A 22,911-nucleotide genomic window follows, 5' to 3' on the forward strand; every position below is an offset into this window, starting at 1 on the left:
TGTATCATGAAGCGTGAAGAAGTGTTTGACGGGCTTCGCCGGAGCCCGAAGGTGGACGTGTGTGTCATCGGCGGCGGGATAAATGGTCTCAGCGTATTCCGTGAACTGGCGCTGCAGGGCATCAACGTTCTGCTTGTCGAGAAGAACGACTATTGTTCAGGCGCAAGCTCTGCTCTCTCACGCATGGTTCACGGCGGTTTGCGCTATCTCGAAAACGGTGAATTCAATCTGGTGAAGGAGTCACTCGTCGAGCGTGATCGCCTGCTCCGCAATGCCCCGCATATGGTAGCGCCATTGCCAACCACAGTGCCGGTATTCAGTATATTTTCTGGCTTGGCCAATGGCGCTGTCCGCTTTCTCGGCTTGACCCGCAAGCCCAGCAGGCGTGGCGCCATCGCTATCAAGAGCGGCTTGACCATCTATGATTTTCTGACACGAAAGCGTGCCCTGATGCCTAAGCATCGCTTTCGTGGACGGCGGGCCAGTCTGGCCAAATGGCCTGCGCTCAATCCGGCAATCAAGAGTTCAGCAACCTATCATGATGCCTGGGTCAGCCATCCTGAGCGGATAGGCATTGAACTGCTGCAGGATGGGTTGGCAGCCAATGTCTTTGCCAGAGCAATCAACTATGCCGAACTCAGCCGGGATGCTGCTGGCAGGTTCATCGTTCGCGACCATATCGATGGAACGTCAGTAACCGTAAAACCGAACCTGATCATCAATGCGACAGGCGGCTGGATCGATGTGGCCAATGCCACCTTATTTTCACAGAGCACGCTCCCTACACCACTGATGGGCGGTACCAAGGGATCGCATCTCATCATCGATAATCCCGAACTTCTGGCAGCGCTAGATGGGCATATGATCTATTACGAGAACGAAGATGGCCGCGTCTGCATCCTCTTTCCTTATCTTGGCAAGGTGCTGATCGGCTCTACGGATATCCGCGTTGACAGTCCGGAAAATGTTGCCTGTACACCGGAAGAGCGTGACTACATTTTGCAATCACTGGCTTTTGTGCTGCCCGCGATCAAGATACGGTCTGAAGAGATTGTCTTTCAGTTCTCCGGTGTACGGCCGCTGCCCGCAAGCAAGGATCAGTTTACCGGGCGTATCCCGCGTGACCACTTCTGCACCTTTATCGAACAGGAAAATGATGGGCCGCCTGTCCTTTGCATGATTGGCGGCAAATGGACGACATTCCGCTCGTTCGGGGAACTTGCTGCCGATATGGTTCTGACAAGACTTGGACGTCAGCGGCGGCTGTTAACGACGGATCGCGCCATCGGTGGCGGTCGCGCTTTCCCGGCAAACACAACTGATTGGATATCACGTGTCGCTGCCAAGACAGAACTGGGAGATGATCGCATCAATCAACTATTCCAGCGTTACGGGACCGATGCCGAGACAATCGCTCGGTTTATTACAGCCGATAACGATGAGACGATGCCGCATCCGGGTTACTCCAGACGGGAAATACTATTTCTGATCCGCAACGAAGCTGTCGAAAATCTGGACGATATACTGCTCCGGCGTACGACCCTTGCGATTAGTGGAGAGCTTTCCCTGACAATGACGGAAGCCGTACTCGATCTGCTTGCCACTGAAAAAGAATGGCCTACTGCACGCCGCAATGATGCACGGGCGGTGTTTTTGCGCCTGCTCACAGAACGGCACGGTGCTGATATCGCCGTACTGAACGCACGAAATGAAGAAGGAGAATATGATGAGAAACAACAGCAAGGTTCGGATGAACCGTCTTTTCGGCAAAGGGCGCTGCCTCGACGTGGCGATCGATCACGGCGTGTGCAATGAGCCTACCTTCCTGAATGGTCTTGAGGATATGGAGTCGGTGGTGAAGACGCTGGTCGCCGCGGCTCCGGATGCCATACAGATGAATTACGGGCAGGCCGATCTTTTGCAGAATGTGGATGGTAAGGACAAGCCTGCACTGGTCATGCGTATAGATATGGGCAATCCCTATAACCCAATACGTCATCGCGATATGTGGGCGGTTTTGCAGAACGAAGCAGAGCCCCTGATCGGTGCTATCGAGATGGATGCAGCCTGCGTCGTCGTCAATCTCTTTATGTTGCCCGACGAACCGGACCTGTTCCGGCAGTGCGTTCAGAACATTTCCCGTGTACGCGCCGATTGCGACAAATATGGGCTGCCGCTGATGATCGAGCCGCTCGTCATGCAGCCGGTGACCGAGCGGGGAGGCTATATGGTCGACGGTGATGCAGACAAGATTGTAACGCTGACGCGGCTTTCCCGCGAAATGGGTGCAGATATCGTCAAAGCTGATCCGACCACGAATGCCGAAGATTTTCACCGTGTCGTAGAAGCCGCACGTTGTCCGGTTCTGGTGCGCGGTGGTGGCAAGGAAGATCTGAAGAACGTCTTCATAAAGTCCGCGGCCCTAATGCAGCAGGGTGCAATGGGTATGGTTTATGGGCGCAATATCTATCAGCATGCAAATCCCGGAGCGGTGGTACGGGGGCTAATGGCAATCATCCATGATGATGCCAGCGGTGAGGATGCCTACGCACTTTATCAGCAGAGCTGAGCATACGCATAAGAACCTGAGGAGGGGTTCCGGATGGGAGAATATCTTTTAGGGCTGGATGCCGGCAATACGATCATCAAGGCGGTGATCTTTGACCGACAGGGCAACGAGATCGCTTCGGCAGCACAGGAGGGGCACAGTACGATGCCCGCTCCCGGCCATGTAGAGCGCGGCCTTGGCGAACTTTGGGACAATGCCAAGGTGGTTATCCGGACCTGCATCGAAAAAGCCGGTATCAAACCCGGAGACATTGCAGCTATTGGCTGTGCCGGGCACGGCAATGGGCTTTATGCGCTCGATCATTCCGGTGAGCCGTTGCTTGCCATTCAATCACTCGATACCCGTGCCGCATTGCTGGTCGAATTGTTGCAAGCTGAAGGCGTGGGAGACCTTACCTATCCAATAGGACTACAGCGTCCCTGGCCCTCCCAGACGCCCACCCTGCTGGCTTGGATTAAACGCTATCGGCCAGAGACCTTCGGTAAGATAGGGACAGTGTTTCTCTGCAAGGATTTCATCGTCAACCGATTGACCGGCGCGCGCGTCAGCGAGGTCTCGGATATGACCGGCTGCGGATTGCTGAATGTTGCAGAACGCCGCTACGACCAGAGCCTGCTTGAAGCCTTCGGGCTGGGTGATTGCATGTATATGCTGCCACCTTTGATTGAGAGCGCCGACATTGCCGGTACGGTCACTGCCAAGGCTGCCGCCGAAACCGGGCTTGCCGAGGGTACACCGGTCGTTGGCGGATTCTTTGACGTGATTGCTTCGGCCATCGGCTCTGGTGTCACACGCACTGGTGCAGCATCTATTATCGCAGGTACATGGAGTATCAATCAGGTGATCATTGATCGCCCGCGATTGGACGGTCCGGTGTTCATGTCATCGACATTCGATCGCGACCGGTACATGGCAATCGAATCCAGTGCCACCTCCGCAGCCAATCTTGAATGGCTTGTGCGCGAGTTTTTCCATGGGGAGCAGCCGGGCGGTCAATCGCCATTCGATGTTTGCTGTGAACTGGCATCATCAGTTGAACCGGTGGCGAATGATCCGATTTATCATCCCTTCCTTTACGGCGCCCAACAGGATGGAAATGCGCGTGCCGGGTTCTATGGTGTTGCAGGCTGGCATACCCAGGGACATCTGGTTCGTGCACTGCTGGAAGGTGTAGCCTTCGGCCATCGCCAGCACATCGAAACAATGCGTTCGGCAGGAGCCAGCTTCAATGAAGCGGTGCTTTCGGGTGGTGGGTCGCGTAGCCTGATCTGGCCGCAGATTTTCGCTGATGTGCTGGGCCTGCCGGTCTCGATTGCGCGATCAAGCCAAACAGGAGCGCTGGGAGCCGCAATCGCTGCTGGAACTGGAGTCGGGGTTTTCGCGGACTTTGCTGCCGGTGCCGGTGCAATGGTCACCAGCGAGCGCCATTACAAACCTGACGCCAATCGCGCGAAACATTATGAACGCCGCTACCAATTATATCTGGAAATTGCCGCAGCTATGGAGCCAATCTGGCGGCGCATGGCCGAAAGCGACGCTGCGGTCGCGGAGGTGGCAGCGTGAATATGCAAAGCGGTGAGATCGTCGTAGACGAGGGAATCTACGACTTCATCATCATCGGCGCAGGTTCGGCAGGATGCGTTCTGGCCAACAGACTTTCCGCCAACCCTAAACATCGCGTGCTCTTGCTTGAAGCGGGAGGGACGGACCGGTATCACTGGATTCATGTGCCTATCGGCTATCTGTTCTGCATGGGCAATCCCCGAACAGACTGGATGATGAAGACTGCAGCGGAGCCCGGATTGAACGGCCGTGCTCTGCCCTATCCTCGTGGGAAAGTTTTGGGCGGATGTTCGTCGATCAACGGTATGATCTATATGCGCGGGCAGGCGGCAGATTATGATGGTTGGCGTCAAGCGGGCAATACCGGCTGGGGCTGGGACGACGTGCTACCCTATTTCCTCAAATCTGAAGACAATTATCGTGGAAAGTCCGCCTTGCACGGCGCTGGCGGTGAATGGCGTGTCGAGCGCCAGCGTCTATCATGGCCGATCCTTGATGCATTTCGCGATGCTGCGGAAGAGCTGGGCATTCGAAAGACGGAAGATTTCAACACGGGCGACAATGAAGGTTCAGGCTATTTCGAGGTAAACCAGCGAGGAGGGTTACGCTGGAATACCACCAAGGCATTTCTTCGCCCTGCCATGAAGCGTCGCAACTTGCGGGTGATTACCGGAGCCGAAGTGGAGCGGCTTGAGTTCGAAGGCAAGCAAGCCAGGCGGGTCCGGTATCGTATACAGGGCAAGCTTTGTGCGGCAACAGCGTCGGGTGAAATCATTCTTTCGGCAGGTGCTATCAACTCTCCAAAAATCCTTGAGCTGTCGGGTGTTGGAAATTTTGCTCTTTTAAAGGATGTCGGGGTTAACCCATTGCATGATTTGCCCGGTGTTGGCGAAAACCTTCAGGACCATTTGCAGATAAGGACTGTATTTCGCATTGAAGGTGCACGTACACTGAACCAGCTTTATCACAACCTGTTTTCGCGTACTGCGATGGGCATTGAATATGCTCTCCGTCGCTCGGGGCCTTTGTCCATGGCACCGAGCCAGCTTGGTATCTTCGCTAAAAGCGATCCGGCGCTGCTAACACCGGATTTGGAGTATCACGTGCAGCCACTGAGCACAGATCGATTGGGCGAGCCCTTGCATCGATATCCTGCAGTTACCGTCTCGGTTTGCAATTTGCGGCCTGAGAGCCGTGGCACAGTCCATATAAGCAAGGTTGATTCCAGCCTGCCGCCGGACATAAAACCGAATTACCTTTCAACAGCGGGTGACAGACTACTTGCTGCCCGGTCTATCCGTCATGCACGCGATCTGATGGCAACCAAAGCCGCAATGAAGTACCAGCCGCAGGAAATGCTGCCCGGAACGCAATATCAAACCGATGATGAGCTGATCCATCGTGCGGGTGATATTGCTACGACGATTTTTCATCCGGTAGGCACATGTCGAATGGGCAACGATAGTATGGCTGTGGTCGATAAAGATCTGAAAGTGCGGGGGTTGCAAAGGTTGCGCGTCGTTGACGCCTCGGTAATGCCCTCAATTGTATCGGGCAATACCAACTCGCCGGTCATCATGATTGCAGAGAAGGCCGCCGATCTAATTCGGGCGGTGGCTCATTAGTCAGGCAGGCTTTTGACTGGAGTACTGACCTTGGACGCGGAAACGCCAGAGATAGGACGGCAGAATTGTTTCGATTGTCTGTGGGCGAATACCGATGCCTTCCAATGTGCGGCCTTCAGCTTTTGCAACTTCAGAGACGATATTATCACTTCTGAGCTGAATAACCTGATCGGAAGTAATCATTGGTTTTGGCAGCAAACCGAGGATCGAACCTTGAATGGATGCTACCCAGAAAGGAATTGGCATGAAGAGACGCTTGCGGCCAATCACGCGCAGCATTTCTTCCATGCATTGGCGGAATGTCAGCACTTCCCCGCCGCCGAGTTCGTAAACCTTGCCCGGTTGCAAAGTGCCGTCGACCGAACGGGCAATGGCTTCTGCTACGTCACCAACATAGACAGGCTGGAACTTTGTGTGACCACCACCAATCAGTGGCAGGAATGGTGAAATGCGTGCCATTGCGGCAAACTTGTTGAAGAAGCCATCCTCTGGTCCGAAAATGACTGATGGGCGGATAATATAAGCTTCAGGCATGATTTTAAGAACGGCCTGTTCAGCGCGTCCCTTGCTGCTGGCTGATTGTGATTCCGATTGTGGATCGGCGCCAAGCGCTGACATATGGGTGAGTGGTACACCTGCGGCACGCGCAGCTTCAGCGACGGCTCGTGCACCAAAATCATGCACTGTGTTGAAGCGCTGACTACCGCCCTCATAAAGAATGCCAACCAGATTGATCACGTGATCTGAACCGGCGACAGCACGATCGACAGACCAACGGTAACGCAGATTGGCCTGCACTGCCTGTATCTGGCCAACACCACCTAATGGTTGCAAGTGAAAAGCAAGGTCAGGTCGCCGCACTGCCACCTTGACCCGGTATCCCCTTTTTGCCAGTGCACGAACCACGTGACGACCCACAAAGCCGGAGCCTCCAAAAACAGTAACCAGCTTTGGTTTGGTGATCGTCATTGGAATTCTCCTGGTAGTCAAAACGTATAATGGCTGTTCTATGCTGTTTAATCCGTTTTAAGGCTGGCGCAAAGGGTCGTTGTTGCAGGAATCTCGCGGCGCGTTGCCGCGCTTCTACCATTCAGGCCGACATACGCAGCATGATCTCTGCATTCAACAGAATGCGCTCGTTTGTGGGTAGCAACGTTTTAGTATCACGGTTTTCACCGAGCTTTTGAAACATAAGCTCGACTGCCAGTCGGCCGATTTCCCCATGGTTCTGCGCAACTGTTGTTAGAGGTGGACACATATAGCGAGCAAAAGGCTGATCATCATGGCCAGCCAATCGAAGATCATCATGCTGGCGCCGTCCAATCTTCAATCCAGCCTGATAAGCGGCGGCGGAAACACCTGCGGCAATCCGGTCATTCGCGCAAAGTACGGTCTTGGTAGGAAATGATCCGTCCCGGAGTATGCGGACAGTTGCATCAAAGGCGAATTTCTCCAAGCCCAATGTCGTCATGTCTTCCACCGCTACGAAAAGCGGTTCAAAGCCCAGATTTTCCATCGCCTCGATATAGGCGTTCTTACGATCCTGTGCATTGCTGTTAATTTGTGGCATCGGGAAGTAGCATGGAGCGTCACCAGAACGAGTGAGATACTCCACAATGAGACGGAAACTTTGTCGGTTATCTGTACCAACGAAGGGAGATGTCTCATCAAGTGGCGAATCAATATAGACCAGAGGTAAGGTTTGCGCAGCTTGGGCCAGCTTTTCGTGATGAGACTCAATGCCGAGCGGGCCTATAATTACCCCGGCCACATTCATGGATTTAAAGGTTTCGATGGCGCGCTCTTCAAGCTCTGCCTGCCCCTCGGAACTTTGTACGAAAACCATATAACCAGCCAGACCTGCCAAATGCTGGATGCGGCGGGTCAATGCCATGTAGAACGGGTCATTGGAGTTGGGCACAATGACGCCGAGAATATGGGTTCGTCGACGATAGAGATTGGTTGCAAAAATATTGGGTTTGTAGCCTGAGCTCCGAATAGCAGCCTCGACGATATCGCGCGTGGTTTTTCGAACAGATGACGGGTCGTTGAAGTATTTCGACACTGTAGGTCGTGACAGGCCTGCAAATTCGGAAAAATCTTCCATCGTTTTGATGTCTTTAGGCATCGCTTAATTTCCTTTTTAGGCCGTAGGCAATTGAACGAAGCAATTGCAACTAAGCCCGCAATAAATGTGTGAATTAATTTCGAATAATACAGCTTGCAGTTGTATATAAATAATCGTCTAAGTTGAGAATATGTAAGGCAAAAAGCAGTGTCAAGTTACTCGAATAGAACGTATGTTTTCTCAAATTTCCTGATTGTTACAATGTTGTTATTCCCATCTAGAACGTGCACGTAAATGAACCAATAGGTTTTAATAGTTTACGACTTTACAAATATCTACCCTTCAGTTTCATATTGTTATGACACGCAGTCAATCGCATAGTTCATATGTAAAAATTGCGTTGCCTCGGCCCTCCCCGGTCGGGGCCTATTGACTGTCCTCGGCGTAATATGGAGAAAGTTCGATGGAAGGTGCAATTCCTAATCCTGAAGTGTTCACACACGTCCGTGTGATCATCGGCATCATTCTCGGTCTCAGCGTGTCACGCTTGCTTACTGGTATTGCCCGTATCATCCAGCATCCGCAACGTAAAAATATCTATGCGGTTCATTTGGGTTGGGTGCTTTTTACTTTTCTAACAGTAGTGCATTTCTGGTGGTTCGAGTTTTATCTTCATCAGCTGGTCTTGTGGAAGTTCGAGGCATATCTCTTCGTTATTTTCTTTGCGAGCCTGCATTTTCTCGCCTGCGCCATGCTGTTCCCCGACAGTATGGAGGGTTATGCCGGATATGAAGATTACTTCATGTCCCGCAGGCGCTGGTTCTTCGGCATCATGATCTCGATCTTCATTTTCGACTTCATCGACACGGTGATGAAGGGCATGGTCCACTTTCAGTCGCTTGGTGCGGAATATCCTTTTCGCAACCTCGTTCTGATGGGCCTTCTTGCTACAGGCATTTATCTTAACAATCAGAGAGCACAGCTTGCGCTTTTGATCGCAGCATTAATACTGCAGACCGCTTTCATCCTCATTCAGTTCGATACCATCTAGGATTGCACGGCAAGTGCTGTCGGAATCGCTGTCCGGCAAAGAAAAACCCGCCAGTGTAACCGGCGGGTTCATTTACTTCAAACTGTGAAAAGAGATTTAGTTCTTTTCGCGGTTCTTCAGAGCTGCACCGAGAATGTCGCCGAGCGAAGCGCCGGAGTCTGTTGAACCGTACTGGGCAACAGCTTCCTTCTCTTCAGCGATTTCAAGCGCCTTGATCGAAACCTGCAGCTTGCGGGTCTTCTTGTCGAAAGCGATGACGCGTGCGTCAGCCTTCTGACCAACAGTGAAGCGCTCTGGACGCTGTTCGTCACGGTCACGGGACAGATCAGCGCGGCGGATGAAGGTGTCGAGGTCGTGATCGACCAGACGAACTTCGAGGCCACCATCGGTGATTGCCGTAACTTCAACGGTTACAACGGCGTTCTTGCGCAGTTCACCCGAAGTTGCTGCTTCGCCGACCTTATCGCCGGTAAGCTGCTTGATGCCGAGCGAGATGCGTTCCTTCTCAACGTCAACGTCGAGAACCTGCGCCTTGACCATGTCACCCTTGTTGTACTCTTCGATAACCTGTTCGCCTGGACGGTTCCAGTCGAGATCGGAGAGGTGAACCATGCCATCCACATCGCCATCGAGGCCAATGAACAGGCCGAATTCGGTCTTGTTCTTGACTTCGCCTTCGACGATTGTGCCGACAGGGAACTTGTCTGCGAAGGTTGTCCAAGGATTGTCGAGCGTCTGCTTGAGACCGAGGGAGATGCGGCGCTTGACCGGATCCACTTCGAGAACAACGACTTCGACTTCCTGTGTGGTCGAGAGCAGCTTGCCCGGATGCACGTTCTTCTTTGTCCAGGACATTTCCGAAACGTGGATAAGGCCTTCGATGCCTGGCTCGATCTCAACGAATGCACCGTAGTCGGTGATGTTGGTAACCGTACCGGTGATCTTTTTGCCGATTGGGTACTTCGCACCGATACCATCCCAAGGATCGCTTTCGAGCTGCTTCATGCCGAGCGAAATACGATGTGTTTCCTGGTTGATACGAATGATCTGAACCTTGACCGTCTGGCCGATGCTCAGGATTTCCGAAGGATGGTTCACACGGCGCCATGCCATGTCAGTCACATGCAGAAGACCGTCGATACCGCCGAGGTCAACGAATGCACCATAATCGGTGATATTCTTGACGACGCCTTCAACGACTTGACCTTCTTCAAGGTTCTGGACGATTTCAGAACGCTGTTCTGCACGGCTCTCTTCGAGAACTGTACGGCGCGATACAACGATATTGCCGCGACGCTTGTCCATTTTGAGGATTTCGAAGGGCTGCGGGTTGTGCATCAGCGGTGTAACATCGCGGATCGGACGGATATCGACCTGCGAACGTGGCAAGAAGGCTACTGCGCCGTCGAGATCGACGGTGAAACCACCCTTGACCTGATTGAAGATCACGCCATCGACACGTTCGCCGCGGTTGAACTTCTCTTCCAGACGAACCCAGCTCTCTTCGCGGCGTGCTTTTTCGCGCGACAGAACGGCTTCACCCAGTGCATTTTCAATGCGCTCGACGTAAACTTCAACGATATCGCCCGGCTTGAGCGATCCGTCCTTGGCTTTCGCACCGAATTCCTTCAGCGGAACGCGGCCTTCAACCTTAAGACCTGCGTCAATGATTGCCATGTCTTTTTCGATGGCAACAACACGGCCCTTTACAACATAACCTTCTGCAAGGTCATTGGTAGCAAAAGACTCGGCGAGAAGAGCTTCGAAATCTTCGCGCGATGGATTGGCTTGAGACATATATACTCCTGGAGCACCCGGCTTTCCGCCTTGGGAAAGGTTTGTGGGCACAGGCACCGGTGGTTCGAGTTAAGGATCATCCACATGCCAACCCGCCCTGTGAGGGCAATCCGGTGCGAGGGCCGACTGCGAATGTATTACTTGGTATTACGGGTTTCCCGCGCCAAGGCCTGATCGATCAGTGTTTTGGCATTAAGAAACGCGGTCTCTATATCCATTTCTGTCGTATCAAGCAAGTGCGCGTCCGCCGCCGGTTTTAATGGAGAGTCAGTGCGGCCCATATCGCGGGCATCGCGGCGGGTCAGATCTTCGAGAATATCCTGATAGTCGGCATCGCCTCCACTCGCCTTGATTTCATCATGGCGCCGCTGGGCACGGGCTTCCGGCGAAGCTGTAATATATAGCTTTACCGGTGCATCCGGGCAAACGACCGTACCAATATCACGGCCATCAAGCACAGCGCCAGGAGATAGCAAGGCAAAACCTTGCTGTGCTGAAACAAGCGTGCGGCGGACTGCCGGTATTATCGCTACTTTCGAGGCAGCTTCCCCAACATCATGAGCGGACAGAACAGTGCGATCAAGCTTTGATAAGTCGACAGAGCGTGCAGCTTTTTCAGCCAGAAACTCATCGTCCAGCGGCATATTCTGATCCAGCAATGCCTTTGCCACAGCGCGATAGGTGAGGCCTGTATCAAGATGATGATAGCCGTAATATTCTGCGAGACGACGTGCAAGCGTACCCTTGCCCGAGGCGGCAGGGCCATCGATCGCGATCGTAAAATGTTTCTTTGGTGCTAGCTCCGGGTCGTCCCTGTCGAAGAGCCACTGCCAGACGGCAAACAGCAGATACGCCGCAGCAAGAACAAGCGTGATGAGCGGCGTGATGCCAATGGTCACAAAGGCGAAGCCGCCAAGCGTCGTCATCATCGTTTCCAGCCACTCCGGCAGATAAGACGCCAGATTTTGCAGGAACGTGTCGATAGCCAGAATTAGTAGAAACTGGAAAACAAATAGCCAGAACAAAAGCGCGAACAGGCCAAAACGGACCTTTAGGCCGATGCGCTCGATAGCATAGGGGATGGCCGTAATGGCAATCGATGCCAGCAGGAAGTACATCAGTTCTTTGTCCTCTTGCTTATTAAGAACCCTATACCGTAACCGGCTATCGATCCAAGTGCCGGTGGCAGCAACAAAAACTGGTAAGGCATCCACTTACTCGCACTTGCCGCGCTGGAGACGTTCCACGCATAGAGGAAGATGAGCAGTAAAGGAAGAACGATACGAAAGATCGTGCTGCTTATACCCGGCCAAGGCCGCTTTGCCTTACTGGCGTGCGTGCCCGCATAAGCGCTTCTCCCGGCCCACACGATGAACGGGATACTGGACATTCCATAAAGCCCATAAACTGTAACAGCCGAGAAAAATGCACTCATCAAAGAATCAGGCTGGCGTTGAACGTTCGGTGATTTCCGCACCCATGCCTGCCATCATTGCCATGAATTCTGGGAAACTTGTGGCAATCATGGTCGAATCATCAACGGTGACAGGTTTCTCTGAAGCGAGGCCCATGACGAGGAAGCTCATTGCAATGCGATGGTCCAGATGGGTTTCCACCGTGCCACCGCCGATAGCCTTACCATCGGGACGTCCGCGCACGCTCAACGTTTCGGCACCTTCGGTGCAGTCAACGCCATTTGCTTTCAGACCATTGGCCACGGCGGAAAGCCGATCCGACTCTTTTACGCGCAGTTCTTCCAGCCCGTTCATTACGGTCTCGCCCGTGGCGAAACTCGCAGCGACGGCCAGAACAGGATACTCATCAATCATCGAAGGAGCGCGGTCCGCCGGTACATTGACGCCCTTGAGTTCGGAATGCGTTACCCGTAGGTCAGCAACATCCTCTCCGCCAGCCAGCCGTGCATTCATGATTTCGATGCTTGCACCCATTTCCTGCAGCGTGAGAATAAGCCCGGTGCGGGTAGGGTTCATCAGCACATTGCGGATCGTCACATCTGAGCCGGGAACCAGCAGGGCAGCAACCAGCGGGAAAGCGGTCGATGAGGGATCGCCGGGAACATCAATTGTCTGGCCTGTCAGCTTACCTTGGCCTTCGATGCGGATATGGCGCACATTATCCTTATCAGTTTCCACCGAAAGGTTTGCACCAAAGCCCTGCAGCATTTTTTCCGTATGGTCCCGTGTCATGACAGGTTCGATCACGGTAGTTATGCCAGGTGTATTGAGGCCTGCGAGCAGGACAGCAGATTTCACTTGGGCCGAAGCCATTGGAACGCGGTAGGTGATAGGAGCAGCCACTTTCGGGCCCCGCAGGATTAGCGGCATACGGTCACCCTCGGCAGCCGAAACCTGAACACCCATCTCACGCAGCGGGTTAAGCACGCGGCCCATCGGGCGCTTCGACAGCGATGCATCGCCGATAAAGGTGGTTTCCATGGCATAGGTGCCGACAAGCCCCATTGTGAGGCGCGCTCCAGTACCTGCATTGCCGAAATCCAATGGTGCTTCAGGTTGCAGCAGGCAGCCATTACCGGTCCCATGGATGATCCATACATCGCCTTCTTTGGCAATCTTTGCGCCCATGGCCTGCATGGCGCGGCCCGTATTGATGACATCCTCGCCTTCAAGAAGGCCTGTAATACGCGTTTCGCCGGAGGCCAGCCCGCCGAACATGAACGAGCGGTGCGAAATCGATTTATCGCCGGGAATACGGATATCGCCGGTAAGGGCATTTGAGCGGCGGGATGTTGCGGGCTTGGGCAGCGAAGAGTGGGACATGATGTGGATCAATCGCGATAAAATATGATGGGCGGGATGGACTTGAGAGGCCGAGCACCTCCTAACACAGCTTGGCTACGCGGTCATCTTGCAAATTCAATCCTCGCCTTGTGCTTTTTCACTTTGACAAACGCGGCGAATTGCGTTTATGGGACCACGAATTTTTTTATGAGGGGCGGCCGGAAAAGCCGTGTCCTCGAGAAACCAGCGTATATCCCCAAAATCAGTTCGATTTTGGACAAGGATTATGCGCCAATACAAAGTGTTATTGCGTGCACATGGGTCTCTGTAGGCACATGGCGCAATAATTGTCAGCCGAATGCAGGCAAGCGCAGCAAGACGAGGCATAACGTGGCGAACCCAAAACTTGGCACCAAGCGTGTTGACCCGGAAACCGGGCAGAAATTTTACGACCTGAACCGCGATCCGATCGTTTCGCCATTCACAGGCAAAACCTATCCGCTCAGCTATTTCGAAACGACAGCTTCTGTCCGCGAGGAAGAAGAAGAGGTCGAGACTGAAGAGTTGGACGTAGCGCTGGAGAAGCCTGAATTTGTAGCTCTCGAAGAAGCCGATGGCGACAATGACAGCGATGTTCCGGATCTTGGCGATGATGTCGAAGTCGACGATTCAGACGATGACGATACATTCCTTGCCACCGATGAGGAAGACGAGGATGACGACGTTACGGACATCCTCGGCGGCGGCATCGGCGACGACGACGAGAATTGATTTCAAAAAATAAGTTCCGTTCGCCGAGAAATAAGCGGCGAACGGGGCTTGATCTTCGCGTTAGCGGAAGCTAAGAACCCGCCATCTTCGGATAGCGTAAGCAAGGTTACCAGACCTTGCGGAATACAAGCCGGTTCTCCGGTGCCGCCTGAACGGCTGGTTGGAATGGGGCCATAGCTCAGCTGGGAGAGCGCTTGCATGGCATGCAAGAGGTCAGCGGTTCGATCCCGCTTGGCTCCACCAAATTCTCACTAATGATTCAATAGGTTATCGCTTAGCCCTATGCGGCGAAAATCTTTGATTTCTCTGGGGGCACCCCTGGGGCACTCCCGCATGGAAATCGACTCGCCTCAACTGTAGAAATATCTAATTGTGTCCACGAGTCGCGAGTCTCGCGATGGATGCTTGGAGCCTCGTGATGAACAGCGGCGTATTAACTTATGGCAACGTTGACGAGCAAAGCATGGTTGCTGCGTCACGTAATTTTGCAGGAGCTGGTTTTTTAGGGATGTCATTTTGCTGCACGCCAATTGAGCTTTTAAGCAATGATGGCGAAGATTCGATTGTCTCAACCGCCAGTGGTTTCTTCTGGCTGCACGGCTCTCGATCATTCTTGATCACGAACTGGCATGTCTTGTCCGGTCGAAACCCCTTTACAAATGACCCCATGTCATCAAGCGGATTTGTGCCAACGAAATTCAGTTACTATGGATTTGGATATGGTATCGAGGATGGCAAAGTTGTGTTTACCCGCGAAAAACATGTCGTGACCATTACGGACGTAGCTCAAGAGCTTTTATCAAACCCTCCAGTGCTCCGGGGGGCCATCGTGGATGTTTACGCCCTCGAGGTTGCCTCTGATGTAGTCGTTCGCAAAAATCCTAAAGCAACTGGATTTAAAGGGGCCTCGACAACTTCCGGATTCATTAACGAACATATCGGACAAAGAATTGTGACGCGTGCAGGTGATGATTGTTTCATTCTTGGCTACCCACTCACCAATTATGCTGGGCTGAATCTTCCTGTTTGGAAACGAGGTTCTATTGCAAGCGATACTTCGATTGGCGTGGATAACAGACCTATCTTCTTGGTGGATGCAGCCACCACATCTGCAATGTCTGGCTCTCCGATCATTAGAAAGGCAATCGCGGTCACGGTTGATAATCGGGACATTGGGGCTGTAGAAGAATTTGCTTCGTACGACATCATTGGAATTTACGCAGGCCGCTTGCAAAGCAAGGACTTGTCCGCGACCAACATTGGTTACGGGTGGTACCAATCATTGATACCAGAATTGATTGAATTGTTGTCTGCCTGAAAACCAACCAGTTCTGTCATGGCCTGTTTGTGCGAAAATATTCAATGGCCCATGGTTTTATGAATGGGGAAACTTCCACGCCCTTGCACACTCTTTCGAACTCTTGGGCCGAGAGATCTGCTTTTACATGATAATAATTGTTGTTCACGGATTCGGTAATTCGGTCGGCCCGACGAATCTCGGACATTCGATAATAAACATAGCTCGGCTTGTTGATAAATTCATGCTCTCCACCTGAGAACTCGCATGCGTTATCGTATTTCACCCCTGGCTTGATGCTTGTCACTGAGAAAAGAAGATGTTGGCCGTTATGACACAAATTGGTCATAACTACGAAAAGATGCTTGCTCGGCCCAGATGGGATCAACAGCGTGCCAGACGGATACGGAGAGAAAGTCATGCCGACTTTGCTAGTTCTGCTGACAGCGCTCTACGCTCTTTAATGTGTTCGATCAGCAGGGAAGGATCATCTTTGTGCAGGTGCTCAAAAACGGACTGATAACTAATATCATTCGACGAGCCATTCGGATCTTTCCATTCAGGCACATTTTCCGGCTTGTGAGTCCAGTCGCGCAACTTGTACTTATCAAAAGACCCAAACTTAGCCCATATCGCGTCCAGGACTTCCAAATCGGCTTTGCTTAAGTCGGTCAGTTCAGCGCTACTTACCCCTTGGGCCGGAGCTATGTCATACCCCGCACGGGCAGCAACGAACTTTTGCCAAACAGGGTCTTCCAGATGGCCATTGATCAAATTCAGTGTTACAGATGTGACTGGCCCGTCCGGTAATGCAGCAAGCCTGTCGTAAAACATTGGCTCATCATAGCGGGTTAAGAACTCCCGCTCAGAAAGATAGAGTAACTTAGCAAGCTTCAGGACGTTAATTGCGCCGCCGGCTTTCGTCGCAAAAAAAACAACCGCTTGAGCGGCTTTAGCAACGTCATATCCGGGTAATAACATGGTGGCTTCCTCAAATTTGGAAAAACGAAGCGCATCTCCAAAGTGATTCTACGCCGAATGTTTCATTCTCACAATACGTCCTACGTCAAGGGCTAAGCGCTACCAACGCCTTAATCCAATTCCTGTGTAACCATACTTCGTCACCGTGGTCAGAACTTCAAATCCCATTAGACTATAAGCTGTGCGATTCGGAGGGTATTCTGTGAGTATTTTTGCGCCCCATAATATTGAAACAATGACCGAAGCTGATGTTGAGGGCGAAATTATTCGTCCGTTTTGTAGAGCGCTCGGATATTTTCAAGGGCATCCTGAAGCAAACCTTCGAAGCCAAGTTACTATCCGGTACCCTCACTCGTTTCTGGGCCACAAGAATCCCAAACGGGATCCTGCATTGATTGGAAAGCCGGACTTTGTTTGCGAAGTAGTATCCTACGCCCGGTGGGTTATCGAAGCCAAAAAGCCGACAGTTCAATTGTCTCTGGGGGATAGCGAGCAAGCCCACACCTATGCAACCCATCCAAGTATTGCGGCTGAGTTCTACATTTTAACGAACGGACGAGAGTTCCGCCTATACAGGGCCGGAAATCCTGAGACGCCACTCTGGACATGGGCAAAAGACGACACAGACGACTTATTGCCCGCGCTGCGTGAGTTACTTGGGCCAGCAGCTATGAAAAAACGGGCAAGCGTCGAGATAGATAAGGGCAAACCGTTGGCACCGGGCGTTCCATCATCGGTACAAATCGTTGGTGGCCATGTCACATACGAAAAAACCCTCAGTAGTCTTCCACAGCAGTTCAATATGGATGGTCTCGTCAACACAGTAAAAGGAAATAAGGTTTTTCGAACGGACGATGGCTTAATTGTAGCGGAAATTGAGCTTAAATCAGCATTTGCTGCAATGGATGAAATTTTTACCGCGTTTGGGTTTTATCCTCTTCGCTTCAGCACTTCTGACGAATTTCTTTCTGTGGATTCAGAGAACCCGACGCTATTGCAGAATTTGCTTATCGTTGATTTTCCAGAAGGTACACATTTGCCTACCACACCTTTGTCGCCGGGTGGAGTTTTACCGATCAGAGTTAAGGCAGAGTGTTTTATTGAGGCAGAAGGATTTATCGACGGGACCACATTCAAGGGAATTTTCACCGTCATTTATGCTTACGAATTGCTCACAGAAGCACCAATTCCGCTGCCAAAACATATTGAAATGCGAACTGACGGCTCGTTCGAAATTAAATTTAGTTAACAGCATATCCACGTAGGCCGAACGTCTCGGTTATGTCTGAGCGAGATGGAGCGTAAAATGCTAGATCACAACTCTTTCGATGCTGCTCTGAAATCTCATCAAGAACGTCTGATTGATGCGGCAGCGACCCTATACGCAGTTCAAAAGATTCAAGGGGATGCAGTACGTGAGCAGAGCCACGCTGCATACGGTAAAATTTTGGATGCGCATATGTTGGTTGCTGGAGTTTTGGGTTCTGCATTGCTCCGGGCGAACGGAAAAATCCTACCGATGGATTCGGATAAAGATCAGCGGACAGCGCTGTTTGCATCGTTCATAATCGGCGTTTCAATCTGCGAAGATGCTATTGCAGAAGGGCGCTACCTTCAGGCTCACGCCTTGCTTCGTCAAGAGATGGAGACCATAGCGCAACTCAAGGCCGTACGAAGTGGTAGAAGGAAGTCCAAAGGCTCACCGAATGTGACGAGTCTCGGAGAATCGCTTGCTCGGATGTATGGCTCGTTGTCCATAGCAACTCATCTATCCCATCATTCAGTCATGAGCATGGCAACTCACTGGGAAGAAGCAGACTTAACCGATGCTCCAAACGGCACTAAAGCGACTAGACAGTTCCCATTGCTCGATAAAGACGCGTCTAGGAGAGCCTTTGGGCTTCACGTGTTTCTCATGATGCAACTGATAGAGGAGATGAGTTTAGAGTTTGGCCAAGACCCGGAGACTGCATTTACCAAGGCCGATGCAGAAGCCATGGAGTTGGCTGTTGAAATATTGGCACTCGAGGGAATGGTAGAAAGACAAGAAGATGCGTAACCGGCAGTCATGAGCCGCCAACAGGCGCTAGCGGTAGAGGCCTAACATGCATTTTTATCTTATCTTCTTATCGACGGCGACCTTTCGGTAAGAAAGAATAAGATTGGGATAAGAAGTTCTTTTAAGTCAAGTCTTTGATTTTTCGATATAATTAGAAATATCTTATCTTCTTACTGCCTTTCTCTTGACGGCACCCCTTGCTGCTTGAAACTCTGCAGAGAATACTTGTATGCATCTCGGTTTTAATCGTGCCGTTCAAAAGAGCCCCACACCCTGTAAATCCCCTGTAATATCAACGGTAAACCATGGACATTCCGCGCGTTAGGAGTTCTCTTCGGTAAGGAGAGATTTTACCGTATCCGGCAGATGCTTTCTCCCGCTAAAATCATTGCTGCAATTCAAGCCACCGCCCCACCCTCCGCATTCCTCGCACACGCCAATATCCGTTTCGAGGTATGGATCATCCGGCATGGGATCGTGACGCCATAAGCGACCGTCGATGCAGCGGCAATCAGAACTGAACCGGGCTGCCATTACAGGGACCTCGCTCGAATGATATGCGCCTCTTTGACCGCGTCACATGCTTCTAATGCGGTCAAACCAAAACGCTCCCGCAACAACGGAATTGCGGGCTGACGATTATCTATCGGGTTGATTGCATACCAAGCAGCAGCTTCGCGGACCTTAAAATTATCATGATTTCCTTCCGTCATACCGTACCTCTTTGATAACTTATGGTCTGTGACCGTTGTTATTCATGTTCGACGCACACGAACCGTTCTGGATGAAGCGACTGCTCAATGAAATGCAAAGCATCTCTATCGGCTACGCCATCCTCAGCTTGATCAAGTTCCCGGTCGTCATCCTCAAAATCGGAGTCGCCGTCTATTTCATCCAGTAGCGAAACAAGGGTTTCTACGACGCTTTCCAATCTTTTGCGCAGGGATCGCTTTACCGGCGGGAGCACATTATGGTGTGGGATAATCATGATTGTGCCTTCCAAATCAGTGGGCCGGACTGCATTTCTCGATGAGTGGGAGTCAGCGCATTGACCAGAAGCGGAGCGCCGGGAGATGCCCCAATGATGATGCGCCAATCATTGGCATTCGGCCAAATAACCTCGGAGGCGGCTTTCAGTTCTTCGATTGCTGCATCAAGGCGCTGCTGCTGTGTGATTTCAAGTGTTTTTGCCGATGCAACAGCAGGAATGTTAACAGCCAACGCAACTGGAGGAACTGCTTTTAGAAAGAGGCGGCGAGTGATCATTGCTTGTTACCTTCCGAGTCAAGATGGGAGGGGCATTCCAATTCTGGCAAATGGGACATCCAGAGTAATCGCTGGCCCTTTGGAGCTGATTTATCCATGTATAGACTGGTGATTTCTGGAATACCGTCCAAAGCTCCAAAAAGCTCCAATGCCAGACGCTTTGCCTTAGCGTGAGGTGTTTCATCTATGTCGAGCTTGTCCAGTTCCTGCTTCAGGTAAATTCTGCGGACAACTGGATCTGGAATCCCAAAATCATAGGGTACTGGGCGCTTCGGTGTCTTATCCTGCTTGCAGATCATTTTGCTTCTCCCATGCGGCTTTCATGATGCCTGATTTGTTGAACATGAACGCTTCCTAACCTTGTAACGCTTGTTTTTCAGTGTTAACGTTCTTTTTACATATCTTACCTAAAATACGAAATCAATAGCAAACGTACTAAAAAGGAATGTTATGATTGCCCCTGAACAAAGTCGTGCTGCAAGAGCGCTCTTAAACTGGACGCAGGATGACTTGGCGCAGCGCGTTCACATTGCTGCCGCTTCGATCCGAGCCTTCGAAAGAGGGCGCGAAATGCGCTCATCAAATCAAAAGCTTTTGCGCATGACTTTCGAAGAAGCGGGAATTGAATTTCTGGACGAGAACGGGAAGGGTGCAGGGGTGCGATTTTCTTTGCCGGGGGCCGGGAAAGGCAGCGTGTCAAAAGTTAACGAAACCTGAAGGACCTGCGTGGTTAGAAATCTCTGCGTACAAAATGCAGAAGTTGCCGAAGATTGAAAGTATTCGGTTCCGAAGGGGCAGGTAGGCCGCTCCCAACGCAATTAATCTGGCCACTCTACTCTCAACCTTCCATCAAGAGCCCGAACTGCTTTTCCAAGAGCTTTATAATTTAGCCTTTTGCCGATCCAATTTGATTTCTGAAAATAGCTCTTTGTGCGGCTTGCCTGGTCCAAGTCAACCATCGTCCATCGAATGTCGAAACATTTGTCTCGGACTTGATCCAGCGGAACGATTCCAGTTTTCTTATATGGTTTCCTGTCGCGCCTCATGCCATGATAGCGAGCGACTTGGCGAATATTGATCCAAGTGGAATGAGAAAATATGCTGCAAATATCTTCCTTGGATGCAGCAGGATACATTCTTCTCAATTTTGATATCTCAGCGGCGGTCCAGAAATGAATATGCCTTCTGAAGTTCATTTTACGGCACTGATCCAAGACGGCTACTCGTGTTCGATGTGGCAACTGTTTACAGATTGCATCGATGTCAGGGAAAAGCTTGGTAATAAACTCACGCTCGTCATCACTCCATAATTTGTGGCCATTCATAGTGAAGCCATTCCTCCTCATTCTTTGACGATTTCGTTCGGCAGTTGCTGCGCCACTGGCAAAATTACTGAGACGTGTCATTTTATAAACCCAGCGCACACGTCTCGCGTTTGCGAGTCAAACTGTGTGACAATCCTCGCTTTCCACAAGCATCCACAGGTTGGCGTGATTGCTCCGTTAAGTTGACAGTTCCGCCAAATTCACCTTTTCTTTCCGAACGCACAGCGGAGGCGAACATGGGACAACGCCAAATTGAGGGCTAAGAGTGATCGAAGGAACCTTAGGCCAGAGGGTAAGGGTTAAGGAGCGCGTCAGGGGGAATGAATGGGGTGGCCGGAGATAGCCATTGCCTTAGGCGGTTTGATAATCACTGCCGTCGGCTTTTTCCTGAGTTGGAAAAAGGGTGTTCATGAGTCCCAAATGGACTACCCGACGGTAGAGCCAACATATACGTACTGTGGCCCACTGCCTGATTGGCTTATTGTCCGTTTCATAACCCAAAACAATTCCCATGTGAGATGGGAAGTCGACCATGTGCTTTTGACACAACCTGTCGGCGGAAAAATAGTTGACGAGAAGACAATGCCGAGAAACGGACCAGTTTGGGATCCCGGAGATCCTGACGTTTCGAAGCTGGATATGTCACGACTTACAAACTCTTTGAAACTTGGAAGAATCCTGGCCTCCAAAGGAGCCGGCTCGGCCAGCTTGATAAATGGGGATAGTGAGCGGGCAGAAGATGCCCTTTGGATTCACTTGCCCTTTCATCTTCGCTCCGATCGCCTCTCTATATCCTTGGGCTTCCGGTCCAAAGAATTAAGTTCGCGCCGTTTTAATGCGGAAATCGTCTGTACAATTCCACCAATTTCTAAGCATCAGAGCGAAGGAAAGATATGAGCGAACAACCAATCAAACTGATGTCAGAGAGCGAAATCCCTGATTTCGTTTACGATGTAATAAACGCTGGCTGCGATATCTGCGCGATTGGCGACGACATGTATGTAATTGGCGATGCTGATATTCCGGACGAAGACTACGAAAAAGCGGCATCCGAGTTGAGGCGAATAAAGGAAAAGTATGGCGAACGGGACTTTCTCAGGCACCAGATCGTGGCACATCTGCGTTCACTTGGAAGGTATCTTGACGATCCGAAGGTTGCGCATTGATCCGAAAACCCAAAGCCGAATTAACGGAAGAGATTTGAGGCAGGATTCGTTCACTGACTCATGGGCGATTTAATAGAAGGTATAGAATGACAGCGGTTGAAAACTCTATTAGCGATGGACCAAAAGGGATTGGTGGTTGGATGATACTCCCTATTCTGGGGATGGCAGGGACTGCCTTAGCGGCTGGCATCACTACCTGGCAGGGCGTTGCGGGACTAACGTTGGATGATTGGCAGAACCTACTTGCCGCATATCCTTGGTTTGTAGCATCTTTGGCGTTATCGGTTGCCTTTGGTGTGGCGGGAGTCGCGATTATTGCATTCACCTTGAAGCTTATATTTTCCAAGGATGCCAGAGCCCCGAAGTGGGCAATCCTCTATTTCATATTCATGGTGGTCATTGGGACAATAGAGTTTGGAATTTTGCATCACTATGCGGATGTTTTCCAAGATCCTTCAATGTTGGACGACGAGCCGAAAGATACTATCCGGAATTACATCATCGCTGCAGTTTGGGTTCCATATTTCATGCGTTCGAAACGGGTGCGAAACACGTTCGTGAATTAGCATTCGAGGAGGCACCTGACAGACCTTCTGGCTATCACCACAAATCTG

25 protein-coding genes and 1 tRNA gene are annotated in these 22,911 nt (G+C 51.4%); 14 read left to right on the plus strand and 12 right to left on the minus strand.

Translation table 11 applies throughout. The annotated features are described in order from the left end of the window. Positions 1–6: 6 nt before the first annotated feature. From ABKW30_RS03745 to ABKW30_RS03760, 4 genes are read left to right on the plus strand one after another with little or no spacing between them, the layout of a single operon-like run. Positions 7–1,815 (plus strand): glycerol-3-phosphate dehydrogenase/oxidase, encoded by a 1,809-nt coding sequence (locus tag ABKW30_RS03745; RefSeq protein WP_348596670.1) that lies wholly within the window; start codon positions 7–9, stop codon positions 1,813–1,815. Then, entirely contained in the window at positions 1,751–2,569 is an 819-nt protein-coding gene (locus tag ABKW30_RS03750) for a class I fructose-bisphosphate aldolase (protein ID WP_348596672.1), read from the plus strand. The genes ABKW30_RS03745 and ABKW30_RS03750 overlap by 65 nt, the downstream gene beginning before the upstream one ends. 33 nt (positions 2,570–2,602) lie before the next feature. Beyond that, positions 2,603–4,132: an FGGY-family carbohydrate kinase gene (locus ABKW30_RS03755; protein ID WP_348596674.1), complete on the plus strand. Its 1,530-nt coding sequence runs from the start codon at positions 2,603–2,605 to the stop codon at positions 4,130–4,132. Between the two features lie 2 nt (positions 4,133–4,134). After that, on the plus strand, positions 4,135–5,757 hold the full coding sequence (locus ABKW30_RS03760) for a GMC family oxidoreductase (RefSeq protein ID WP_348597607.1): 1,623 nt from the start codon (positions 4,135–4,137) through the stop codon (positions 5,755–5,757). Here ABKW30_RS03760 and ABKW30_RS03765 read toward each other — a convergent pair whose 3' ends face one another. Together ABKW30_RS03765 and ABKW30_RS03770 are read right to left on the minus strand one after the other, a co-directional pair. Continuing rightward, positions 5,758–6,726, minus strand: coding sequence for a complex I NDUFA9 subunit family protein (locus tag ABKW30_RS03765; protein ID WP_348596676.1), 969 nt, complete (start codon positions 6,724–6,726; stop codon positions 5,758–5,760). A gap of 121 nt (positions 6,727–6,847) precedes the next feature. Then, positions 6,848–7,885 (minus strand): LacI family DNA-binding transcriptional regulator, encoded by a 1,038-nt coding sequence (locus ABKW30_RS03770; protein WP_348596677.1) that lies wholly within the window; start codon positions 7,883–7,885, stop codon positions 6,848–6,850. A gap of 403 nt (positions 7,886–8,288) precedes the next feature. Here ABKW30_RS03770 and ABKW30_RS03775 point away from each other — a divergent pair, with 403 nt between their 5' ends. Further along, positions 8,289–8,876 (plus strand): hypothetical protein, encoded by a 588-nt coding sequence (locus ABKW30_RS03775; protein WP_348596679.1) that lies wholly within the window; start codon positions 8,289–8,291, stop codon positions 8,874–8,876. A 96-nt stretch (positions 8,877–8,972) separates the two neighbouring features. On the opposite strand, the gene rpsA is transcribed toward ABKW30_RS03775, so the two are convergent. The 4 genes from rpsA to aroA form a co-directional block, all read right to left on the minus strand. Beyond that, the gene (rpsA, locus tag ABKW30_RS03780; protein WP_008127561.1) at positions 8,973–10,673 is read right to left on the minus strand and encodes a 30S ribosomal protein S1; all 1,701 of its coding nucleotides are present in this window, start codon (positions 10,671–10,673) and stop codon (positions 8,973–8,975) included. Between the two features lie 137 nt (positions 10,674–10,810). Then, complete coding sequence (cmk, locus tag ABKW30_RS03785) at positions 10,811–11,449, minus strand: (d)CMP kinase (protein ID WP_348597609.1); 639 nt, start codon at positions 11,447–11,449, stop codon at positions 10,811–10,813. A gap of 341 nt (positions 11,450–11,790) precedes the next feature. After that, the gene (locus tag ABKW30_RS03790) at positions 11,791–12,108 is read right to left on the minus strand and encodes a hypothetical protein (RefSeq protein ID WP_348596681.1); all 318 of its coding nucleotides are present in this window, start codon (positions 12,106–12,108) and stop codon (positions 11,791–11,793) included. 7 nt (positions 12,109–12,115) lie between these two features. Continuing rightward, the gene (gene aroA, locus ABKW30_RS03795; RefSeq protein WP_348596683.1) at positions 12,116–13,471 is read right to left on the minus strand and encodes a 3-phosphoshikimate 1-carboxyvinyltransferase; all 1,356 of its coding nucleotides are present in this window, start codon (positions 13,469–13,471) and stop codon (positions 12,116–12,118) included. A 351-nt stretch (positions 13,472–13,822) separates the two neighbouring features. Between aroA and ABKW30_RS03800 the strand changes: the two genes are divergently transcribed. From ABKW30_RS03800 to ABKW30_RS03810, 3 genes are all read left to right on the plus strand, one after another. Continuing rightward, a complete protein-coding gene (locus ABKW30_RS03800; protein WP_348596685.1) occupies positions 13,823–14,203 on the plus strand; it encodes a TIGR02300 family protein in 381 nt (126 codons plus the stop codon). Positions 14,204–14,370: 167 nt separating this feature from the next. Next, positions 14,371–14,446: transfer RNA gene (locus ABKW30_RS03805), tRNA-Ala, on the plus strand. Between the two features lie 175 nt (positions 14,447–14,621). After that, positions 14,622–15,521 (plus strand): hypothetical protein, encoded by a 900-nt coding sequence (locus ABKW30_RS03810; protein WP_348596687.1) that lies wholly within the window; start codon positions 14,622–14,624, stop codon positions 15,519–15,521. Positions 15,522–15,917: 396 nt separating this feature from the next. Here ABKW30_RS03810 and ABKW30_RS03815 read toward each other — a convergent pair whose 3' ends face one another. Then, complete coding sequence (locus tag ABKW30_RS03815) at positions 15,918–16,481, minus strand: Panacea domain-containing protein (protein WP_348596688.1); 564 nt, start codon at positions 16,479–16,481, stop codon at positions 15,918–15,920. A 202-nt stretch (positions 16,482–16,683) separates the two neighbouring features. On the opposite strand from ABKW30_RS03815, the gene ABKW30_RS03820 reads away from it, so the two are divergent. Together ABKW30_RS03820 and ABKW30_RS03825 are read left to right on the plus strand one after the other, a co-directional pair. Next, complete coding sequence (locus ABKW30_RS03820) at positions 16,684–17,730, plus strand: type I restriction endonuclease subunit R (protein ID WP_348596690.1); 1,047 nt, start codon at positions 16,684–16,686, stop codon at positions 17,728–17,730. 57 nt (positions 17,731–17,787) lie between these two features. Beyond that, the gene (locus ABKW30_RS03825; RefSeq protein WP_348596692.1) at positions 17,788–18,540 is read left to right on the plus strand and encodes a hypothetical protein; all 753 of its coding nucleotides are present in this window, start codon (positions 17,788–17,790) and stop codon (positions 18,538–18,540) included. A gap of 533 nt (positions 18,541–19,073) precedes the next feature. On the opposite strand, the gene ABKW30_RS03830 is transcribed toward ABKW30_RS03825, so the two are convergent. Genes ABKW30_RS03830 through ABKW30_RS03845 form a run of 4 tightly spaced genes read right to left on the minus strand, consistent with a single transcriptional unit; the run spans position 19,074 to position 20,105 of the window. Beyond that, entirely contained in the window at positions 19,074–19,253 is a 180-nt protein-coding gene (locus tag ABKW30_RS03830; RefSeq protein WP_348596693.1) for a hypothetical protein, read from the minus strand. Positions 19,254–19,291: 38 nt separating this feature from the next. Beyond that, positions 19,292–19,528: a hypothetical protein gene (locus tag ABKW30_RS03835; RefSeq protein ID WP_348596695.1), complete on the minus strand. Its 237-nt coding sequence runs from the start codon at positions 19,526–19,528 to the stop codon at positions 19,292–19,294. Continuing rightward, positions 19,525–19,806: a hypothetical protein gene (locus tag ABKW30_RS03840; protein WP_348596697.1), complete on the minus strand. Its 282-nt coding sequence runs from the start codon at positions 19,804–19,806 to the stop codon at positions 19,525–19,527. The genes ABKW30_RS03835 and ABKW30_RS03840 overlap by 4 nt, the downstream gene beginning before the upstream one ends. Continuing rightward, the gene (locus ABKW30_RS03845) at positions 19,803–20,105 is read right to left on the minus strand and encodes a hypothetical protein (RefSeq protein WP_348596699.1); all 303 of its coding nucleotides are present in this window, start codon (positions 20,103–20,105) and stop codon (positions 19,803–19,805) included. Before ABKW30_RS03845 ends, ABKW30_RS03840 begins: the two co-directional genes overlap by 4 nt. Before the next feature lie 151 nt (positions 20,106–20,256). On the opposite strand from ABKW30_RS03845, the gene ABKW30_RS03850 reads away from it, so the two are divergent. Then, positions 20,257–20,523, plus strand: coding sequence for a helix-turn-helix transcriptional regulator (locus ABKW30_RS03850; RefSeq protein ID WP_348596701.1), 267 nt, complete (start codon positions 20,257–20,259; stop codon positions 20,521–20,523). 101 nt (positions 20,524–20,624) lie between these two features. Here the strand turns inward: ABKW30_RS03850 and ABKW30_RS03855 are convergent, their stop codons facing one another. Then, on the minus strand, positions 20,625–21,212 hold the full coding sequence (locus tag ABKW30_RS03855) for a hypothetical protein (RefSeq protein WP_348596703.1): 588 nt from the start codon (positions 21,210–21,212) through the stop codon (positions 20,625–20,627). A 243-nt stretch (positions 21,213–21,455) separates the two neighbouring features. On the opposite strand from ABKW30_RS03855, the gene ABKW30_RS03860 reads away from it, so the two are divergent. The 3 genes from ABKW30_RS03860 (at position 21,456) to ABKW30_RS03870 (ending at position 22,863) form a co-directional block, all read left to right on the plus strand. Then, positions 21,456–22,028 carry a hypothetical protein gene (locus tag ABKW30_RS03860; RefSeq protein ID WP_348596705.1) on the plus strand — a complete coding sequence of 191 codons (573 nt, stop codon included), beginning with the start codon at positions 21,456–21,458 and terminating at the stop codon, positions 22,026–22,028. Next, on the plus strand, positions 22,025–22,297 hold the full coding sequence (locus ABKW30_RS03865) for a hypothetical protein (protein ID WP_348596706.1): 273 nt from the start codon (positions 22,025–22,027) through the stop codon (positions 22,295–22,297). Before ABKW30_RS03860 ends, ABKW30_RS03865 begins: the two co-directional genes overlap by 4 nt. A gap of 86 nt (positions 22,298–22,383) precedes the next feature. Next, positions 22,384–22,863 carry a DUF2569 domain-containing protein gene (locus ABKW30_RS03870; RefSeq protein WP_348596708.1) on the plus strand — a complete coding sequence of 160 codons (480 nt, stop codon included), beginning with the start codon at positions 22,384–22,386 and terminating at the stop codon, positions 22,861–22,863. The last annotated feature ends 48 nt before the right edge of the window (positions 22,864–22,911 follow it).

The organism is Phyllobacterium sp. SB3 (assembly GCF_040009165.1).
Taxonomy (GTDB): domain Bacteria; phylum Pseudomonadota; class Alphaproteobacteria; order Rhizobiales; family Rhizobiaceae; genus Phyllobacterium.

Coding starts and splice junctions, on each gene's coding strand:
- ABKW30_RS03825 (WP_348596692.1), top strand. CDS start 17,788: ATGCTAGATCACAACTCTTTCGATGCTGCTCTGAAATCTCATCAAGAA.
- ABKW30_RS03865 (WP_348596706.1), top strand. CDS start 22,025: ATGAGCGAACAACCAATCAAACTGATGTCAGAGAGCGAAATCCCTGAT.
- ABKW30_RS03810 (WP_348596687.1), top strand. CDS start 14,622: ATGAACAGCGGCGTATTAACTTATGGCAACGTTGACGAGCAAAGCATG.
- ABKW30_RS03755 (WP_348596674.1), top strand. CDS start 2,603: ATGGGAGAATATCTTTTAGGGCTGGATGCCGGCAATACGATCATCAAG.
- ABKW30_RS03830 (WP_348596693.1), bottom strand. CDS start 19,253: ATGACGGAAGGAAATCATGATAATTTTAAGGTCCGCGAAGCTGCTGCT.
- ABKW30_RS03855 (WP_348596703.1), bottom strand. CDS start 21,212: ATGACACGTCTCAGTAATTTTGCCAGTGGCGCAGCAACTGCCGAACGA.
- ABKW30_RS03840 (WP_348596697.1), bottom strand. CDS start 19,806: ATGATCACTCGCCGCCTCTTTCTAAAAGCAGTTCCTCCAGTTGCGTTG.
- ABKW30_RS03815 (WP_348596688.1), bottom strand. CDS start 16,481: ATGTTATTACCCGGATATGACGTTGCTAAAGCCGCTCAAGCGGTTGTT.
- ABKW30_RS03770 (WP_348596677.1), bottom strand. CDS start 7,885: ATGCCTAAAGACATCAAAACGATGGAAGATTTTTCCGAATTTGCAGGC.
- ABKW30_RS03760 (WP_348597607.1), top strand. CDS start 4,135: ATGCAAAGCGGTGAGATCGTCGTAGACGAGGGAATCTACGACTTCATC.
- ABKW30_RS03870 (WP_348596708.1), top strand. CDS start 22,384: ATGACAGCGGTTGAAAACTCTATTAGCGATGGACCAAAAGGGATTGGT.
- ABKW30_RS03850 (WP_348596701.1), top strand. CDS start 20,257: ATGATTGCCCCTGAACAAAGTCGTGCTGCAAGAGCGCTCTTAAACTGG.
- ABKW30_RS03845 (WP_348596699.1), bottom strand. CDS start 20,105: ATGATCTGCAAGCAGGATAAGACACCGAAGCGCCCAGTACCCTATGAT.
- ABKW30_RS03835 (WP_348596695.1), bottom strand. CDS start 19,528: ATGATTATCCCACACCATAATGTGCTCCCGCCGGTAAAGCGATCCCTG.
- ABKW30_RS03765 (WP_348596676.1), bottom strand. CDS start 6,726: ATGACGATCACCAAACCAAAGCTGGTTACTGTTTTTGGAGGCTCCGGC.
- ABKW30_RS03775 (WP_348596679.1), top strand. CDS start 8,289: ATGGAAGGTGCAATTCCTAATCCTGAAGTGTTCACACACGTCCGTGTG.
- ABKW30_RS03790 (WP_348596681.1), bottom strand. CDS start 12,108: ATGAGTGCATTTTTCTCGGCTGTTACAGTTTATGGGCTTTATGGAATG.
- ABKW30_RS03750 (WP_348596672.1), top strand. CDS start 1,751: ATGAACCGTCTTTTCGGCAAAGGGCGCTGCCTCGACGTGGCGATCGAT.
- rpsA (WP_008127561.1), bottom strand. CDS start 10,673: ATGTCTCAAGCCAATCCATCGCGCGAAGATTTCGAAGCTCTTCTCGCC.
- ABKW30_RS03860 (WP_348596705.1), top strand. CDS start 21,456: ATGGGGTGGCCGGAGATAGCCATTGCCTTAGGCGGTTTGATAATCACT.
- ABKW30_RS03745 (WP_348596670.1), top strand. CDS start 7: ATGAAGCGTGAAGAAGTGTTTGACGGGCTTCGCCGGAGCCCGAAGGTG.
- aroA (WP_348596683.1), bottom strand. CDS start 13,471: ATGTCCCACTCTTCGCTGCCCAAGCCCGCAACATCCCGCCGCTCAAAT.